This is a genomic window from Klebsiella sp. P1954, assembly GCF_018199955.1.
Taxonomy (GTDB): Bacteria; Pseudomonadota; Gammaproteobacteria; order Enterobacterales; family Enterobacteriaceae; genus Klebsiella; species Klebsiella pneumoniae.
The window spans coordinates 4,497,472-4,514,833 of record NZ_CP073373.1; the positions used below are offsets into that span (position 1 = coordinate 4,497,472).

Here is a 17,362-nt window from a genome sequence, read left to right on the forward strand (position 1 = left end):
GTAACAGAAGCGCGGGAGTGTAGGGTCTGCGGTACAACCAAGAAATCAGACCAGTGCGCTGAGTATAGGTCTGACCAGATGATTTGTTGCAAGTATGTTTATGAAGTTTTTCAATTGTGATAACAGAAACGCGATCCAGCTGGCAAAAATCTCGGAGAGAGCAAGGGGGACAGAAGGGGATTTTTGTTTTAGATCATTTTTAAGTGTGATTTCTGTCACTTAACGCCGGCAGAGCGATTCTCGGCTGGAGGCTCACCGGGGACAGGGCGTAAAATAGGCACATAATTTTTCTGGCACCGAAGGTGCATCTCCAGAGGAAATCTACGATGAGTAAATGTAGCGCTGATGAAACCCCGGTTTGCTGCTGTATGGATGTTGGCACGATTGTTGACAACACCGACTGCACCGCCTCCTACAGCCGCGTATTTGCCAACCGCGCTGAAGCCGAGCAAACGTTCGCCGCGTTAAGCGAAAAAGCCCGCAATGTCGAATCTGAGCCGTGCCAAATTAACCCAACCTTCACTGACGTTGACGGCGGTGTGCAGCTGGATATCGATTTTGTTTTCAGCTGCGAAGCAGAATCCCTGATCTTCCAGCTGGGCTTACGTTAATCCTTCCCCCTCGACGCCCCTGATAAGGGGCGTTTCCTTTTCTTTTCACTGTGTTTTGGCTCGCAATTTTGCGCTTCTCCGATTGGCTTAATGTAAAAAATTAGTTAAGAATGTTATCAGGTCAGACCACTTGGTTGTCTTGGTTAACAGGGGAGTGTTATGAGTCAGGCATTACCGCTTATCACCCGTCAGGGCGATCGCATTGCCATTGTCACGGGGCTACGCACGCCATTTGCTCGTCAGGCTACGGCTTTTCATGGCGTTCCGGCCATTGATTTAGGAAAAATGGTGGTTGGCGAGATGCTGGCGCGCAGCGACATTCCTGCCGAAGTCATCGAGCAACTAGTCTTTGGCCAGGTGGTGCAGATGCCGGAAGCGCCGAACATCGCCCGGGAAATTGTGCTGGGTACCGGCATGAGCGTACATACCGACGCCTATAGCGTCAGCCGCGCCTGCGCCACCAGTTTCCAGGCCGTGGCGAACGTCGCTGAAAGCCTGATGGCCGGCACCATCCGCGCCGGTATTGCCGGCGGCGCCGACTCCTCCTCTGTCCTGCCCATTGGGGTCAGTAAAACGCTGGCCCGCACGCTAGTGGATGCCAATAAGGCACGCACGCTAAGCCAAAAGCTGAAGCTGTTTTCCCGTCTGCGGCCACGCGACCTGCTGCCGGTCCCCCCGGCGGTGGCTGAATATTCAACCGGATTGCGGATGGGCGATACCGCCGAGCAGATGGCGAAAAGCTGGGGGATCTCTCGCGAGCAACAGGATGCCCTGGCGCATCGTTCGCACCAGCTGGCAGCGAAAGCCTGGGAAGAGGGTAAACTGTCCGCAGAGGTGATGACCGCCTATGCTCCCCCTTTCCGCGAACCGCTCGAGCAGGACAACAATATTCGTAAAAATTCAACGCTCGCAGATTATCAGAAGTTACGCCCGGCCTTTGACCGCAAACATGGCACCGTCACCGCCGCCAACAGTACGCCGCTGACGGACGGCGCGGCAGCGGTGATCCTGATGACCGAGTCGCGGGCTAAAGAGCTGGGGCTGAGGCCGCTGGGCTATCTGCGCAGCTACGCCTTTACCGCCATCGACGTCTGGCAGGATATGCTGCTGGGGCCCGCGTGGTCCACGCCGCTGGCGCTGGAGCGCGCTGGCCTGACGCTGGCGGATCTCACGCTTATCGATATGCACGAAGCTTTCGCCGCGCAGACGCTGGCCAATCTCCAGTGTCTGGCAAGCGACCGCTTTGCCCGCGAGGTGCTGGGCCGCTCGCAGGCCACCGGTGAGGTAGATGAAAGCAAGTTTAACGTCCTCGGCGGCTCTATCGCCTACGGTCACCCCTTCGCCGCCACCGGCGCGCGGATGATCACCCAGACGCTGCATGAGCTGCGGCGACGGGGCGGGGGATTTGGTTTGGTAACGGCCTGCGCGGCTGGTGGTCTGGGTGCGGCGATGATCGTGGAGGCTGAATAATGGATACTGTTTCCGCTTTTAAGCTTGAGGTCCGTGCGGACAAAATCGCGGTGATCACCATTGATGCCCCGGGTGAAAAAATGAATACCCTGAAAGCCGAATTTGGCAGTCAGGTACGGGGATTGATACGCCAGTTACGTGACGATAAGTCAGTGCGCGGCGTAGTATTTATCTCCGCCAAAGCGGATAACTTTATCGCCGGCGCTGATATCAACATGATTGCCCGCTGCCGCAGCGCGCAGGAGGCGGAAGCGCTGGCGCGCCAGGGACAGCAGATTATGGCTGAGATCCATGGCCTGCCGATCCCGGTGATTGCCGCTATCCACGGCGCCTGCCTTGGCGGCGGTCTGGAGCTGGCGCTGGCCTGTCATGGCCGTATCTGTAGCGATGACGAAAAAACCCGACTCGGCTTGCCGGAGGTACAGCTTGGCCTGCTGCCGGGTTCCGGCGGGACGCAGCGTTTACCGCGGCTGATCGGGGTAAGCACCGCGCTGGATATGATGCTCACCGGCAAGCAGCTGCGGCCGCGGCAGGCGCTGAAGGCCGGTCTGGTGGACGAGGTGGTGCCACAGGCGATTTTACTGCAGGCAGCGGTGGAGTTGGCGCTGAAGGGACGACCGACCAGCCGGGAGGTGTCTGTTCGTGAACGCGTACTGGCAGGGCCCCTGGGGCGCCATCTGTTATTCCAGTTTGTCGGTAAACAAACGCAGCGCAAAACGCAGGGAAATTACCCGGCGGTGAAGCGAATCTTGCAGGTCGTCGAGAATGGTCTGGCCCATGGCTGCAGCAGCGGATACGCTGAAGAGGCGCGCGCATTTGGCGAACTGGCGATGAGCCCGCAGTCGCAGGCGCTGCGATCGATCTTCTTTGCCAGTACCGATCTGAAAAAAGACCCTGGCGCCGAGGCGGGCCCCGGTCCGCTGAGAAGCGTTGCAGTACTGGGCGGTGGCTTGATGGGCGGGGGGATCGCCTATGTGACCGCCTGTAAGGGTGGGCTGCCGGTGCGGATTAAAGATATCCAGCCGCGTGGCATCAACCACGCCTTAAAGTACAGCTGGGATCTGCTGAATAAACAGGTTCGTCAGCGTCGACTGCGCCCAGTGGAGCGCGATCGTCAGATGGCGCTGATCTCCGGCACTACCGACTATCAGGGCTTTGCTCATCGCGATGTGGTGATCGAGGCGGTATTTGAAGACCTGGCTCTCAAACAGCGGATGGTCAGCGAAGTGGAACAATACGGCGGGCCGCAGACCATCTTTGCGTCGAATACCTCATCGTTGCCAATCGGCGATATTGCCGCTCACGCCAGCCGCCCGGGGCAGGTAATTGGCCTGCATTTTTTCAGTCCGGTGGAAAAAATGCCGCTGGTTGAGGTGATCCCGCACAAGGGAACCGACCCGCAGACTATCGCCACCGTGGTACAGCTGGCTAAACGGCAGGGGAAAACGCCGATTGTTGTCGCAGATAAAGCGGGGTTCTATGTGAACCGTATCCTCGCGCCGTATATCAATGAAGCGATGCGCCTGCTGGTGGAAGGCGAACCGATTGAAGTCATTGATAACGCGTTGGTTAAATTCGGTTTCCCGGTGGGGCCAATTCAACTGCTGGATGAGGTGGGTATCGATACCGGCACCAAAATTATCCCCGTGCTGGAGGGCGCGTTTGGAGAACGTTTTAGCCCGCCTGCAAACATCATTGACGCGATTTTGAAGGACGATCGCAAAGGCAGAAAAAATAATCGTGGTTTCTATCTTTATGAGACAAAAGGGCGTAAAAGCAAAAAACGGCCCGACCCGGCAGTCTATCCGCTGCTCGGCATCGGCCGCCCGCAGTCGCGGCTTTCCGCGCAGCAGGTGGCGGAGCGCTGTGTGATGATGATGCTTAACGAAGCGGCGCGCTGCTTTGATGAGCAGATTATCCGGAGCGCGCGCGATGGCGATATCGGCGCCGTCTTTGGTATAGGGTTTCCGCCATTTCTTGGCGGCCCGTTCCGGTATATGGATACTATCGGCGCGGGTGAAGTTGCCGCGATCCTGCAGCGCCTGGCCGCCCAGTTCGGCCCACGTTTTACACCCTGTGACACTTTATTACGCATGGCCGAACAGGGGACCACCTTTTGGCCAGCGGATGAACGGCTGACCTAAGTTGTGGTCAAAGAAGGTAAATCCGGCTGCGGACGACGCTGTTGATTGGCTGTTTTGTAAACAATGATTGACTATACTTACGCCATTGAGGTAAAAAACAGCGTTTCATTCGTGGAATGGATCAGGCACAATGCCCGGCCACCGGGTCACCTGCGTATTGTCTTCGCAGGCCAAACTACGGTGCTTCTGGTTAACAAAAGCGGTGCAATATGCAAGTTTTTATTATGCGTCACGGCGACGCTGCCCTCGATGCAGCCAGTGACTCGGTTCGTCCATTAACCGTATGCGGTTGTGATGAGTCTCGTCAGATGGCAACCTGGCTGAAAGGTCAAAAAGTGGATATTGAGCGCGTTCTTGTCAGTCCCTATCTGCGTGCGGAACAGACGCTGGATATTGTTGGGGAGTGCATGAACCTGCCGAAACATGTCGACGTGATGCCGGAGCTCACGCCGTGCGGTGATGTGGGAATGGTGAGCGCCTATCTGCAGGCGCTGGCGAATGAAGGCGTGGCGACGGCGCTGGTTGTCTCCCACCTGCCGCTGGTGGGGTATCTGGTCTCAGAGCTGTGTCCGGGGGAAACGCCCCCGATGTTCACCACCTCGGCTATCGCCTGCGTGACGCTGGATGCCGACGGCAAAGGTGAGTTCCTCTGGCAAAAAAGCCCCTGCAACCTCAAGATGGCCAACGCCATCTGACGGCCCCCCGGAGCCCGCCGTTACGGCAGCTCCGGCGGTTGCCACTCCTCGACCTCAATCAATATCAGCAGTGCGGCGTCACCGCCGTACTCTTTTGGTGCCTGGTGAAACGCCATAATATGCGGATGTTGCGCCAGCCACAGCGGGGTTTGCTGTTTGAGGATGTGTTTCCCATGTCCGTGCATCACGCAGGCGCAAAACACATGCTCGCGGCGGCAGGCGGCAATTAGCGCGCCCAGTTCCTGTTTGGCCTGCTGCTGGGTAAGCCCATGCAGATCGAGGAACAGCTCCGGCGAATAATCTCCACGGCGCAGCTTTTTCAGCTCGAAATGGCTGACGTCGGGGCGGACATATTTCGTCGAGCCTTCGGTATTCAGTAGCGGTTGAAACTCATCGGAAAAATAGTGGCTGTTATCGACCTGTTCCTGCAGCAAACGCTTAGGAGCAACCTCGGTAATTTTCTTGCGCTGCGGGCGGTGAACAATAGTGTCCTGTTTGATCTTCCGCGTGCCGGTCATCAGCTGACGGAACAGCGCCTGATCCTCCTCGCTAAGCGATGTCTTCTTTTTCATTGTCCGCTCTCATTCATACTTTGCGCTAGTTTACCCGACTCAATATCCCTTCGGGCAAGGAAAACCTGTTTTTTCCCCCGCCCCTTATCGCAAGAATGCTGATTTATCGCCGTCTTCATGGCACACTAGCCGCCGAATTTATAGCAGAGTGTGCCCTGGAGGATGTCGTGGATAAAATTTTTGTTGATGAGGCAGTCAATGAGCTGCATACCATTCAGGACATGCTGCGCTGGGCGGTAAGCCGTTTCAGCGCTGCTAATATCTGGTACGGTCACGGGACTGATAACCCGTGGGACGAGGCGGTACAGCTGGTGCTGCCTTCACTGTATCTGCCGCTGGATATCCCGGAAGACATGCGCACTGCGCGCCTGACCTCCAGCGAGAAACACCGCATTGTAGAGCGGGTGATTCGCCGCGTGAACGAGCGTATTCCCGTCGCCTATCTGACCAACAAAGCATGGTTCTGCGGGCATGAGTTTTACGTTGATGAGCGGGTGCTGGTGCCGCGCTCCCCGATTGGCGAACTGATCAATAACCAGTTTGCCGGACTGATTAACCATAAGCCGCAGCACATCCTTGATATGTGCACCGGTAGCGGCTGCATCGCCATCGCCTGCGCCTATGCCTTCCCGGAAGCGGAAGTCGATGCGGTAGATATCTCCCCGGACGCGCTGGCCGTCGCCGAGCACAACGTTGAGTCCCACGGACTGATCCATCACGTGACGCCGATCCGTTCCGACCTGTTCCGCGATCTGCCGAAGCTGCAGTACGATCTGATCGTCACCAATCCGCCGTATGTCGATGAAGAGGACATGGCCGATCTGCCGGAAGAGTATGAGCATGAGCCGGTGCTGGGGCTGGCCTCCGGAAGCGACGGCCTGAAGCTAACGCGCCGTATCCTCGGCAACGCGCCGGATTATCTCAGCGACGACGGGATTCTGATTTGTGAAGTCGGTAACAGCATGGTACATCTGATGGAGCAGTATCCGGACGTGCCGTTTACCTGGCTTGAGTTTGATAACGGCGGCGACGGGGTCTTTATGCTGACCAAACAGCAGCTGATTGACGCCCGTGCGCACTTCGGTATTTATAAAGACTAAAAAAACAACACGCCAACATAACGAAAAAGATTGGAGCCGTGATGGCAGGAAATACAATTGGACAACTCTTTCGCGTCACTACCTTCGGCGAATCGCACGGTCTGGCGCTGGGCTGCATCGTTGACGGCGTGCCGCCGGGCATCCCGCTGACCGAAGCCGACCTGCAGCACGACCTCGATCGTCGTCGCCCGGGTACCTCGCGTTACACCACGCAGCGTCGCGAGCCGGATCAGGTCAAAATCCTCTCCGGCGTCTTCGAAGGCGTTACTACCGGGACCAGTATCGGTCTGCTGATTGAGAACACCGATCAGCGTTCGCAGGATTACGGCGCGATCAAAGATCTGTTCCGTCCGGGCCACGCCGATTACACCTACGAGCAAAAGTATGGTCTGCGCGACTATCGCGGCGGCGGTCGTTCTTCTGCGCGCGAAACCGCGATGCGCGTAGCGGCCGGGGCGATTGCCAAAAAATACCTTGCCGTGAAGTTCGGCATCGTCATTCGCGGCTGCCTGACGCAGATGGGCGATATTCCGCTGGCCATCAAAGACTGGGATCAGGTTGAGCAGAACCCCTTCTTCTGCCCGGACCCGGATAAAATCGACGCCCTGGATGAACTGATGCGCGGCCTGAAAAAAGAGGGCGACTCCATTGGCGCGAAAGTGACGGTAGTGGCTGACGGCGTACCGCCAGGCCTCGGCGAGCCGGTCTTCGACCGCCTGGATGCCGATATCGCCCACGCGCTGATGAGCATCAACGCCGTGAAAGGGGTGGAAATTGGCGACGGCTTCGAGGTGGTGAAGCTGCGCGGCAGCGAAAACCGCGATGAAATCACCAAAGCCGGGTTCCAGAGCAACCACGCCGGCGGCATTCTTGGCGGCATCAGCAGCGGCCAGCAGATCGTTGCCAACATCGCGCTGAAGCCTACCTCCAGTATTACCGTTCCCGGTCATACGATTAACCGCTTTGGCGAAGAAGTGGAGATGATCACCAAAGGGCGTCACGATCCGTGCGTCGGCATCCGCGCCGTACCGATCGCTGAGGCGATGCTGGCGATCGTTCTGATGGATCACTTTATGCGTCAGCGCGCGCAGAATGGCGACGTGACGACGACAATTCCACGCTGGTAACCATGAAAAACACCGTTATCGCACTGCTTGCGCTGTTGGCTAGCGCCGGTAGCCTGGCCGCCACGCCATGGCAGAAAATAACCCAACCGATCGGCGGCAGCGCCCAGTCAATCGGCGCGTTTTCCAATGGCTGTATCGTTGGCGCCGAGGCGCTCCCCCTGAGTGCCCCCGGCTATCAGGTGATGCGTACCGATCAGCGTCGCTACTTCGGTCATCCGGATCTGGTTCAGTTTATTCAGCGCCTGAGTAATCAGGTGCACAATAAAGGTATGGGAACCGTGCTGATTGGCGACATGGGGATGCCGGCGGGCGGGCGCTTTAACGGCGGGCACGCCAGCCACCAGACGGGCCTCGATGTCGATATCTTCCTTCAGCTGCCGCAAACGCGCTGGACATCGTCCCAGCTGTTGAAGCCGCAGGCGCTGGACCTGGTCGCCAGCGATGGCAAGCATGTGGTGCCGTCGCTATGGAGCCCGCAAATCAGCCAGCTTATCAAGCTGGCGGCGGAAGATAGCGAAGTTACCCGCATCTTCGTCAACCCGGCGATTAAACAGCAGCTGTGCCTGGACGCGGGCAGCGACCGCCAGTGGCTGCGTAAAGTCCGTCCCTGGTTCCAGCATCGCGCTCATATGCACGTCCGACTGCGTTGCCCGGCGGGAAGTCTGGAGTGCGAGGATCAGGCGCCGCCGCCGCCCGGCGATGGCTGCGGAGCGGAGCTGCAGAGCTGGTTCGAACCACCTAAACCCGGGTCTACCCCCCCTGTGAAGAAGACGCCGCCGCCGCTGCCGCCTTCCTGCCAGGCGCTACTGGATGAGCATGTGCTGTAATGGATAGTTTTATCGAGTTGTTTGCCGTATCGCCGCTGGTGCTGGTGGTACTCTTCTTTGTCGCCATCCTGGCCGGTTTTATTGACTCACTGGCGGGGGGCGGGGGCTTATTGACTGTCCCTGCGCTGATGGCGGCCGGCATGCCGCCAGCCCAGGCGCTGGCGACCAATAAGCTGCAGGCCTGCGGCGGGTCGCTATCGGCGACCCTCTATTTTGTCCGCCGCAAGGTGGTTAATCTGGCCGATCAGAAGCTGAATATTCTGATGACCTTTATCGGCTCAACCGCCGGAGCGCTGCTGGTGCAGCACGTGCAATCCGATATTCTGAAGCAGATCCTGCCGTTGCTGGTGATTGGCATCGGCCTTTATTTCCTGCTGATGCCGAAACTGGGCGAAGCCGACCGGCAGCGTCGGCTTTACGGTCTGCCGTTTGCGCTGGTCGCCGGCGGTAGCGTAGGGTTTTACGATGGCTTTTTCGGCCCCGGCGCCGGTTCGTTTTACGCCCTGGCTTTTGTCACCCTGGCCGGATTTAACCTTGCCAAGTCGACGGCCCATGCCAAGCTGCTGAACGCCACCTCAAACGTCGGCGGCCTGCTGCTGTTTATCATCGGTGGAAAGGTTATCTGGGCCACCGGCTTTGTGATGATGGCCGGCCAGTTTATTGGCGCCCGAGCCGGGTCCCGGCTGGTGCTGAGTAAAGGGCAGTCGCTGATCCGGCCGATGATCGTTATCGTCTCGGCGGTGATGAGCGCGAAACTTCTTTATGACAGCCACGGGGCTGAGATTTTGCAGTGGTTGGGAATTCATTAATGCAACAGCAACACCATTATCAGCAGCTGATAGACCTTTTCGACAGCTGCTTTGCCGAAGAATTTAATACCCGCCTGATTAAAGGCGACGATGAGCCGATCTACCTTCCGGCTGACGATGAAACGCCCTATCACCGTATCGTGTTTGCGCACGGATTTTTTGCCAGCGCCCTGCACGAGATCTCTCACTGGTGTGTCGCCGGCAAGGCGCGTCGCGAACAAGTAGATTTTGGCTACTGGTACTGCCCGGACGGCCGCGATGCGATGACCCAAAGCCAGTTTGAGGATGTCGAGGTGAAACCGCAGGCCTTTGAGTGGCTGTTCTGCGTGGCGGCGGGATTTCCGTTTAACGTCAGCTGTGACAATCTGGAAGGGGACGTTGAGCCCGATCGCATCGCCTTCCAGCGCCGGGTGCATGCTCGGGTGATGACTTTACTTGAACAAGGGATCCCCGAACGTCCGGCGCGCTTTATTCGCGCGTTACAACACTATTATCAAACGCCGCCATTGACGGCGAAACACTTTCCGTGGCCGGAAGACCTGCACTAAGGCCGCACATTACATGACAAGAGGTAAGATGATGATCGCGGAGTTTGAATCACGCATTCTGGCGCTGATTGACAACATGGTAGACCACGCCAGTGATGATGAACTGTTTGCCGGCGGTTATCTGCGCGGCCACCTGACGCTGGCGGTGGCTGAGCTGGAAGGTGAGGGCGAGCATTCTGCTGACGCGGTACACAGCAGAGTTAGCCAAAGCCTGGAGAAAGCCATCAGCGCTGGCGAACTGTCGCCGCCGGACCAAATTCTGGTGCAGGGGATGTGGCATAACCTGTATCAACAGGCGAAAAATCAGGCCTGAGCCATGTTGTAGCCCGGGTCAGGCGTCAGCCGTACCCGGGAAATTGCCTGCCCTCATGGTTTTATTTCACCGCTTTTCCCTTCAGCAGTTTTCTCACCCACAGCCGATTCGGATTCAGCGCCGCCAGGGTGTCGCTATCCAGCGGCAGCGGTTCCGCGCTCATTTGCGCCGCCAGCAGCTCAGCGCTTAACGGCGCGGTGCAAAGCCCGCGCGACCCGAGCGCGCCAAGCATAAACAGGTTGCGACAGACCGGCGCGCTATCGGCGACATCCGGCTGTTCGTGGAGGCTGGCGTATTGCGTCAATGTTGCCGCGTAGTCCGGCACGTTGCCGACCATCGGTAGATGATCGCGGGTGGCGCAGCGCACGCCGCAGCGAGCGTCGTTGGCGCTGATATCCACGTCCTGCGGCCACTCCGCGCCCGGGAAGCAGTCGATCAGCCGTTGCCGGTTGTGCTGCTGATCTTCTTCGCTGAAGGTGGTGTCGGTTTTCCCGCGGTGGTAGCTGGCGCCAATGCAGTGCTGCTGATTTTGCGGATTCTGTGGCGTCAGGTAGCCGTCGTAGCACAGCACCTGGCGCAGGGCGGAAAGCCGCGGGGTGGTGGGAATATGGCTGACCTGGCCGCCAACCGGGTAGACCGGCAGTTGGGCGGTTTGCGCAAAACCAGTGATGCGGTGGCCGTTCGCCAGAACCACCGCCTGATGATAGCGCTGCTGATTGAGCAGCCAGCCATCGCCCTCCGCGCTGAGCGTTTCGACGGGATAACCATAGTGCACGTGCAGTCCGCGCGTGGCCGCCAGCGCCAGCAGCTCGGCGGTGAGCTGCTGCGGGCACAGCCAGCCGCCGGCCGGATAGGTGATGCCGCTGCAGCCGGTATCGACGCCGGTCAGCCCGGCAACCTGTTCCGCCGTCAACGCGCAGGCGATGTCCGGGGGTAAATTCAGCGCCAGCATCTGGGCGATTTTATGCGCGCTTTTCTCATCCCAGCCGAGCTGGGTAACACCGCACCATTGGTGATCGAACATCACCGGCAGCGCGTCATACATTCGGCGGGCGAAGGTAAAGGCGGCCGGAAAAAAGCGTGCCAGCGCCGGATCGTGCTGACTTAACAGCGGATACAGCGCGCCCTGGCGATTGCCGGAGGCGCCCTGCGCTGGAGCCTCATCGGCGCAGTAAAGGGTCACCTGCCAGCCGCGGCGCAGCAGCGCCAGGGAGAGCAGGGCGCTGGCGATCCCGCCGCCGATGATGGCCGCCTCGCGGGCATCGCTGCTACTGCGAGCGAACCAGGGGACGCGCGCAGGAAAGCTCAGCGTTTGCGCCATCTCGCCGGTCAGCATCTCCCGCTTGCGGCCGAAGCCTTTGCTTTTACGCATGGTAAAGCCGGCCTCCTGCAGGCCACGGCGGACAAAACCGGCGGAGGTAAAGGTGGCCAGCGTCCCGCCGGGTCGCGCCAGGCGCGCCATGGCGCTGAACAGATCCTGAGTCCACATGTCGGGATTTTTCGCCGGGGCAAAGCCGTCAAGAAACCAGGCGTCCACCTGCTGGTTCAGCGAATCATCCAGCTCCCTGGTCAGCTCATTGATATCGCCAAACCACAGATCGAGCGTCACCCGCCCGCCGTCGAGCAGCAGACGATGGCACCCGCCGAAGGCCGACGGCCATTGCGCCTGCAGCTGCTGCGCCCACGGAGCCAGCTCTGGCCAGCGCTGGTGCGCCAGGCGGAGATCCTCAGCCTTCAGCGGATATTTTTCAAAACTGATGAAATGTAACCTTTGCAAGGTAACGTTCGGGTTATCACGAACAAAAACGTCAAATGCCTGCCAGAGGGTGAGGAAATTGAGCCCGGTGCCGAAGCCGCTCTCCGCGACGATCATCAGCGGGCGAGGGTGGCTGGGGAAGCGCTCCGGCAGGCGATTTCCGCCGAGAAAAACGTAGCGAGTCTCTTCCAGACCGTTGTCATTGGAAAAGTAAACATCGTCGAAATCTCGGGAAACAGGTGTACCCTCAGCGTTGAATTCCAGGTTGGCGGGTTGTATGGCGTTTTGTTTCACGTAAGTTACTCGAATCACAAGGCGTAGCACGATCTTAACGATGTGTGCCTGAGGGCGCAAATTTATACACAAAATGTCTGATCGGACTTGTTCGGCGTACAAGTGTACGCTATTGTGCGACACGAAACTTAAAATAGTGCGACTTACAGAGGTATTTAATGAAACGTGCAGTGATTACTGGCTTGGGCATCGTTTCCAGCATCGGTAATAACCAGCAGGAAGTCCTGGCATCTCTGCGTGAAGGACGTTCAGGGATCACTTTCTCTCAGGAGCTTAAAGATTCAGGGATGCGCAGCCACGTATGGGGCAACGTCAAACTGGATACCACTGGCCTCATTGACCGCAAAGTAGTGCGCTTTATGAGCGACGCCTCCATCTATGCTTACCTGTCCATGGAACAGGCTGTTGCCGACGCAGGTCTGGCGCCTGAAGCATATCAGAATAACCCGCGTGTCGGCCTGATCGCAGGCTCCGGCGGCGGTTCCCCGAAATTCCAGGTCTTCGGCGCCGATGCCATGCGTAGCCCGCGTGGTCTGAAAGCCGTGGGCCCGTATGTGGTCACCAAAGCGATGGCTTCCGGCGTTTCCGCCTGCCTCGCTACGCCGTTCAAAATTCACGGCGTTAACTACTCCATCAGCTCGGCCTGCGCCACTTCCGCCCACTGTATTGGTAACGCGGTAGAGCAGATCCAGCTGGGCAAACAGGACATCGTCTTTGCCGGCGGCGGCGAAGAGCTGTGCTGGGAAATGGCCTGCGAATTCGATGCCATGGGCGCGCTGTCCACTAAATACAATGACACCCCGGAAAAAGCGTCCCGTACCTATGATGCTAACCGTGACGGCTTCGTTATCGCCGGCGGCGGCGGTATGGTCGTGGTGGAAGAGCTGGAACACGCCCTGGCGCGTGGCGCGCACATCTATGCCGAAATCGTCGGCTATGGCGCGACCTCCGATGGCGCAGACATGGTCGCCCCGTCTGGTGAAGGCGCAGTGCGCTGCATGCAGATGGCGATGCATGGCGTTGATACGCCGATCGACTATCTGAACTCCCACGGTACCTCCACTCCGGTCGGCGACGTGAAAGAGCTGGGCGCCATCCGCGAAGTATTCGGCGACAACAGCCCGGCTATTTCGGCAACTAAAGCGATGACCGGCCACTCGCTGGGCGCGGCGGGCGTACAGGAAGCCATCTACTCCCTGCTGATGCTGGAGCACGGCTTTATCGCGCCGAGCATCAACGTTGAAGAGCTCGACGAGCAGGCTGCCGGCCTGAACATCGTCACCAAACCGACGGACGCTAAGCTGACCACCGTAATGTCCAACAGCTTCGGCTTCGGCGGCACCAACGCCACGCTGGTGATGCGTAAATACAACGCCTAATCAGCATGTGATGCGCAAAGGGGAGCCACCGGCTCCCCTTTTTTGTCATCTTGACAGGGTAAGAGCCCGCAGGCACACTGCTCGCGGATCCATTAGTCTCTCCACTAATGCGTAAGCGTTTAACGTCAACCAACGCGCCTTAACCCTGATAATCAGGTGGAGGGGGCGTGTCGCTTTGCTCGCCTTACTCTGCGAATCTGGAGTAATGCATGTCCGCAGTTACTGAAACAACATCCAATTCTTCGGCCAATTTTTCGCTTTTCCGTATTACGTTTGCCGTCTTTTTGACCTATATGACCGTTGGTTTGCCGCTGCCGGTGATCCCACTCTTTGTCCATCAGGAGCTGGGATTTGGCAACACCGTGGTTGGCGTGGCGGTAGGGATCCAGTTCCTCGCCACCGTTCTGACCCGGGGGTACGCCGGACGTCTGGCAGACCAGTACGGCGCTAAACGCTCTGTCCTGCAGGGGATGCTGGCCTGCGCCCTGGCGGGCGCGGCATGGCTGGCCGCTGCGCTGCTGCCGCTGCCGGTGCTCGCCAGGCTCGGCCTGCTGCTGCTGGGCCGCTTGATCCTCGGGTTTGGCGAAAGCCAGCTGCTGACCGGAAACCTGAGCTGGGGGATGGGCCTGGTGGGACCGGCCCGTTCCGGCAAAGTGATGTCATGGAACGGCATGGCGATGTACGGCTCGCTGGCGGTGGGCGCCCCGCTGGGATTATTGATCTATAGCCATTTTGGCGTGGCGGTGCTGGCCTGTGTCACCATGGGACTACCGCTCGTCGCCTGGCTTATTAACGGTACCGTGCGCAAAGTGGCGGCCCACGGAGGCGAGCGGCCTTCACTCTGGAGCGTCATCGGCATGATCTGGCGGCCGGGCATTGGCCTGGGCCTGCAGGGTGTCGGCTTTGCGGTGATCGGCACCTTCGTCTCCCTCTATTTCGCCAGCCATAGCTGGCCAATGGCCGGCTTTACCCTGACGGCGTTTGGTGGCGCCTTTGTGCTGATGCGAGTGCTGTTCGGCTGGATGCCGGATCGGTTTGGCGGCGTTAAGGTGGCGATGGTCTCGCTGCTGATAGAGGCGGTTGGTCTGACGCTGCTGGGACTGGCGCCGAATGCCTGGCTGGCGCTGGCCGGTGCGGCGCTGACCGGGTGCGGCTGTTCGCTTATTTTCCCCTCACTTGGCGTGGAAGTAGTGAAGCGCGTCCCGGCGCAGGTGCGCGGCACCGCGCTCGGCGGCTATGCGGCCTTTCAGGACATCTCCTATGGCCTGACCGGGCCGCTGACCGGCCTGCTGGCGACCTCGCTGGGCTACTCGTCGGTGTTCCTTGCCGGCGCCCTCTGCGCGGCGCTGGGGATCCTCGTCACCCTTATCTCATTTCGCCGCTAGGTTATTGTCCGGTCTGAAATCGCTGTAGGAAACACCGCGGCGTTTGGCATGAAAGGGAGCCGCAAACGCCGCCGGTGGCTGCTGGGCTACAGCAGGAACCACAGCACAAGGAGCAGGACAACCGCGCCCAGCGCCAGCTGCCACGGCTTAGCGCTCCACGTCCGCCTGGCGACAGGCTCCTCCTGCGGGATGGCCAGCGTCTCCTGGGCGCGGGCCACCCGCAGCACAAACACCTTGTTCAGCAGCGCCAGGATCTGCGCCGGGCTCAGCGTGGTCTGCGGCGTGACCTGCCAGCTGCGACGGGCAAAGTCGACAATTTTCTGCCACTCCGCGGCCTCCAGTGGCTGCTTGAGCGCTCCCTGCAGCGAGGTGAGCGTCGGCGCGCTTTGCGCACTCAGCGTTTGCCGCGCCTGTAGCCAGTACGAAAGCGGCAGGAAGTGCGTCGCCGGGATCAGCTCCCCGGACTTGACGCCGCAAAGCTCCAGCATGGATTGCCAAATCAGCTTGCTTGGTTCGCCGGTGGCGGCCGCCAGCTTAGTCACCAGCTGATTGAGCGTATTATGCTCGGCTGGCAACAGCGGGCGCAGGGTCGGCGGGCGCTGCTGCGGCTGCGGGATCGACAGCTGGCCATGCTGCAGCAGATGCAGAATGGTCTCCAGCTGCGTCTGGCTAAGGGCATGCAGCGCCGTTTGCCCATAATGCTGACGAATATAATCGCTCACCGCCTGGCGGTTATTGCCCTGACCGAGCAGATCGCTGAGCTGCGCTAAGGTCTGGCGATGATGATGATTATCCTGAGCGGCGGCTAAGCGCTGGTTGAGACTGGCCTCCGCGGCGCTGAAATGGCAGGCCAGCAGGGGCGAGTCGCCTTTCAGTCCGAGGTCATGTTTGACGCAGGCCCACACTTCCGCGTTCTGCTGCGAGGTCAGCGCCACCAGGCGCGTGATCAGTCGCTCCAGAACGGTGCGTTGCTGCATGGAAAGCGAAGGTTCGCCGGTGGCGGCAGTGCCTGATGGGCCTCGCCCTGGAGGACGGTCTGGCATATCAGCAAGGGGGTGCGTCATGATTCATCCTTTCGATATCGCGGTGCAGGAACCAGGTGATGAGTATGCCTGGCGGCCAGATTATGGCACACTTCCCCAGTTAACTCTCGTTCTCAGACAGGTACTGAACTGTGAAAATCCTCGTTGATGAAAATATGCCCTATGCCCGTGAGCTTTTTAGCCGTTTAGGCGACGTGCAGGCGATCCCAGGCCGTCCGGTCCCGGCCGATGCCCTGACCGATGCGGATGCCCTAATGGTGCGCTCGGTCACCCGGGTCAATGAAGCATTGCTCGCCGGCAAGGCCATTAAGTTCGTCGGCACCGCTACCGCCGGCACCGATCACGTCGATCAGGCGTGGCTGCAGCAGGCGGGGATTGGTTTCTCTGCGGCGCCCGGCTGTAACGCCATTGCGGTGGTAGAGTACGTCTTTTCATCGCTGCTGATGCTGGCTGAACGCGACGGCTTTGCGCTGCGCGATCGCACCGTCGGGATCGTCGGCGTCGGTAACGTTGGCGGGCGACTGCAAAAGCGCCTGGAAGCGTTGGGGATCAAAACTCTGCTCTGCGACCCACCGCGCGCCGATCGCGGCGACGAAGGTGACTTCCGCTCCCTCGAGGCGCTGGTCCAGGAAGCCGATGTCATCACCTTCCATACGCCGCTGTATAAAGAAGGGCAATATAAAACCCTGCATCTGGCGGATGAGGCGCTGATAAGCCGCCTGAAGCCTGGAACGATTTTGATCAACGCCTGCCGCGGGCCGGTGGTCGATAACGCCGCACTGCTAAAGCGGCTGGAAGCTGGTCAGCCGCTGAGTGTGGTATTGGACGTCTGGGAGCCGGAGCCGGATCTAAACGTTGAGCTTCTCAAGCGAGTGGATATCGGTACCGCGCATATCGCCGGCTACACCCTCGAAGGGAAAGCGCGCGGGACGACGCAGGTTTTTGAAGCCTACAGCGCCTTTATCGGCCATCCGCAGCAGGTAGCGCTGGACACTCTGCTGCCGGCGCCGGAATTTGGCCGCATTACCCTGCATGGGCCGCTCGATCAGCCGACGCTGAAAAGACTGGTCCACTTGGTGTATGATGTGCGCCGCGATGATGCGCCGCTGCGGAAGGTGGCCGGCGTCGCCGGTGAATTCGACAAGCTGCGTAAAAATTATCAGGAACGTCGCGAATGGTCTTCGCTGTATGTGCAGTGCAGCGATGAGCAGGCGGCGACGCTGTTGCGCCAGCTCGGTTTTAACGCCGTGCATCATCCTGTTCGTTAATGTCTTCTTAATGCCCCTGCC

The 17,362-nt window shown here is 59.3% G+C and carries 16 protein-coding genes; 13 read left to right on the forward strand and 3 right to left on the reverse strand.

Annotated elements, in window-relative coordinates; genetic code table 11:
* The first annotated feature begins 326 nt into the window (after window positions 1–326).
* The 4 genes from KB890_RS21755 (at window position 327) to sixA (ending at window position 4,920) form a co-directional block, all read left to right on the forward strand.
* Window positions 327–611 carry a YfcZ/YiiS family protein gene (locus tag KB890_RS21755; RefSeq protein WP_004180782.1) on the forward strand — a complete coding sequence of 95 codons (285 nt, stop codon included), beginning with the start codon at window positions 327–329 and terminating at the stop codon, window positions 609–611.
* A 159-nt stretch (window positions 612–770) separates the two neighbouring features.
* A complete protein-coding gene (gene fadI, locus KB890_RS21760; protein ID WP_002913358.1) occupies window positions 771–2,081 on the forward strand; it encodes an acetyl-CoA C-acyltransferase FadI in 1,311 nt (436 codons plus the stop codon).
* Window positions 2,081–4,225: a fatty acid oxidation complex subunit alpha FadJ gene (gene fadJ / locus KB890_RS21765; RefSeq protein WP_004180780.1), complete on the forward strand. Its 2,145-nt coding sequence runs from the start codon at window positions 2,081–2,083 to the stop codon at window positions 4,223–4,225. Before fadI ends, fadJ begins: the two co-directional genes overlap by 1 nt.
* Before the next feature lie 209 nt (window positions 4,226–4,434).
* Window positions 4,435–4,920, forward strand: coding sequence for a phosphohistidine phosphatase SixA (gene sixA / locus KB890_RS21770; protein WP_002913355.1), 486 nt, complete (start codon window positions 4,435–4,437; stop codon window positions 4,918–4,920).
* Window positions 4,921–4,940: 20 nt separating this feature from the next.
* On the opposite strand, the gene smrB is transcribed toward sixA, so the two are convergent.
* Window positions 4,941–5,492 (reverse strand): endonuclease SmrB, encoded by a 552-nt coding sequence (gene smrB / locus KB890_RS21775; RefSeq protein ID WP_002913348.1) that lies wholly within the window; start codon window positions 5,490–5,492, stop codon window positions 4,941–4,943.
* Window positions 5,493–5,659: 167 nt separating this feature from the next.
* Here smrB and prmB point away from each other — a divergent pair, with 167 nt between their 5' ends.
* From prmB to KB890_RS21805, 6 genes are read left to right on the forward strand one after another with little or no spacing between them, the layout of a single operon-like run.
* Window positions 5,660–6,592, forward strand: coding sequence for a 50S ribosomal protein L3 N(5)-glutamine methyltransferase (gene prmB / locus KB890_RS21780; RefSeq protein WP_002913346.1), 933 nt, complete (start codon window positions 5,660–5,662; stop codon window positions 6,590–6,592).
* A 41-nt stretch (window positions 6,593–6,633) separates the two neighbouring features.
* A complete protein-coding gene (aroC, locus tag KB890_RS21785) occupies window positions 6,634–7,719 on the forward strand; it encodes a chorismate synthase (protein WP_004180777.1) in 1,086 nt (361 codons plus the stop codon).
* 2 nt (window positions 7,720–7,721) lie between these two features.
* Window positions 7,722–8,546 (forward strand): penicillin-insensitive murein endopeptidase, encoded by an 825-nt coding sequence (mepA, locus tag KB890_RS21790; RefSeq protein ID WP_004174960.1) that lies wholly within the window; start codon window positions 7,722–7,724, stop codon window positions 8,544–8,546.
* The gene (locus tag KB890_RS21795) at window positions 8,546–9,355 is read left to right on the forward strand and encodes a sulfite exporter TauE/SafE family protein (protein WP_002913340.1); all 810 of its coding nucleotides are present in this window, start codon (window positions 8,546–8,548) and stop codon (window positions 9,353–9,355) included. Before mepA ends, KB890_RS21795 begins: the two co-directional genes overlap by 1 nt.
* On the forward strand, window positions 9,355–9,903 hold the full coding sequence (locus KB890_RS21800) for an elongation factor P hydroxylase (protein WP_002913339.1): 549 nt from the start codon (window positions 9,355–9,357) through the stop codon (window positions 9,901–9,903). The genes KB890_RS21795 and KB890_RS21800 overlap by 1 nt, the downstream gene beginning before the upstream one ends.
* A 31-nt stretch (window positions 9,904–9,934) precedes the next feature.
* Window positions 9,935–10,216 (forward strand): YfcL family protein, encoded by a 282-nt coding sequence (locus KB890_RS21805; RefSeq protein ID WP_002913338.1) that lies wholly within the window; start codon window positions 9,935–9,937, stop codon window positions 10,214–10,216.
* 61 nt (window positions 10,217–10,277) lie between these two features.
* Here the strand turns inward: KB890_RS21805 and mnmC are convergent, their stop codons facing one another.
* Window positions 10,278–12,266: a bifunctional tRNA (5-methylaminomethyl-2-thiouridine)(34)-methyltransferase MnmC2/FAD-dependent 5-carboxymethylaminomethyl-2-thiouridine(34) oxidoreductase MnmC1 gene (mnmC, locus tag KB890_RS21810; RefSeq protein ID WP_004180775.1), complete on the reverse strand. Its 1,989-nt coding sequence runs from the start codon at window positions 12,264–12,266 to the stop codon at window positions 10,278–10,280.
* Between the two features lie 158 nt (window positions 12,267–12,424).
* Here mnmC and fabB point away from each other — a divergent pair, with 158 nt between their 5' ends.
* Together fabB and KB890_RS21820 are read left to right on the forward strand one after the other, a co-directional pair.
* Entirely contained in the window at window positions 12,425–13,645 is a 1,221-nt protein-coding gene (fabB, locus tag KB890_RS21815; RefSeq protein ID WP_002913291.1) for a beta-ketoacyl-ACP synthase I, read from the forward strand.
* A gap of 209 nt (window positions 13,646–13,854) precedes the next feature.
* Window positions 13,855–15,030, forward strand: coding sequence for an MFS transporter (locus KB890_RS21820; RefSeq protein ID WP_004149211.1), 1,176 nt, complete (start codon window positions 13,855–13,857; stop codon window positions 15,028–15,030).
* 86 nt (window positions 15,031–15,116) lie between these two features.
* On the opposite strand, the gene flk is transcribed toward KB890_RS21820, so the two are convergent.
* Window positions 15,117–16,094, reverse strand: a complete 978-nt coding sequence (flk, locus tag KB890_RS21825; RefSeq protein ID WP_004180772.1) for a flagella biosynthesis regulator Flk — start codon at window positions 16,092–16,094, stop codon at window positions 15,117–15,119.
* A 110-nt stretch (window positions 16,095–16,204) separates the two neighbouring features.
* Here flk and pdxB point away from each other — a divergent pair, with 110 nt between their 5' ends.
* Window positions 16,205–17,341, forward strand: a complete 1,137-nt coding sequence (pdxB, locus tag KB890_RS21830; RefSeq protein WP_002913228.1) for a 4-phosphoerythronate dehydrogenase PdxB — start codon at window positions 16,205–16,207, stop codon at window positions 17,339–17,341.
* Window positions 17,342–17,362 lie beyond the last annotated feature (21 nt).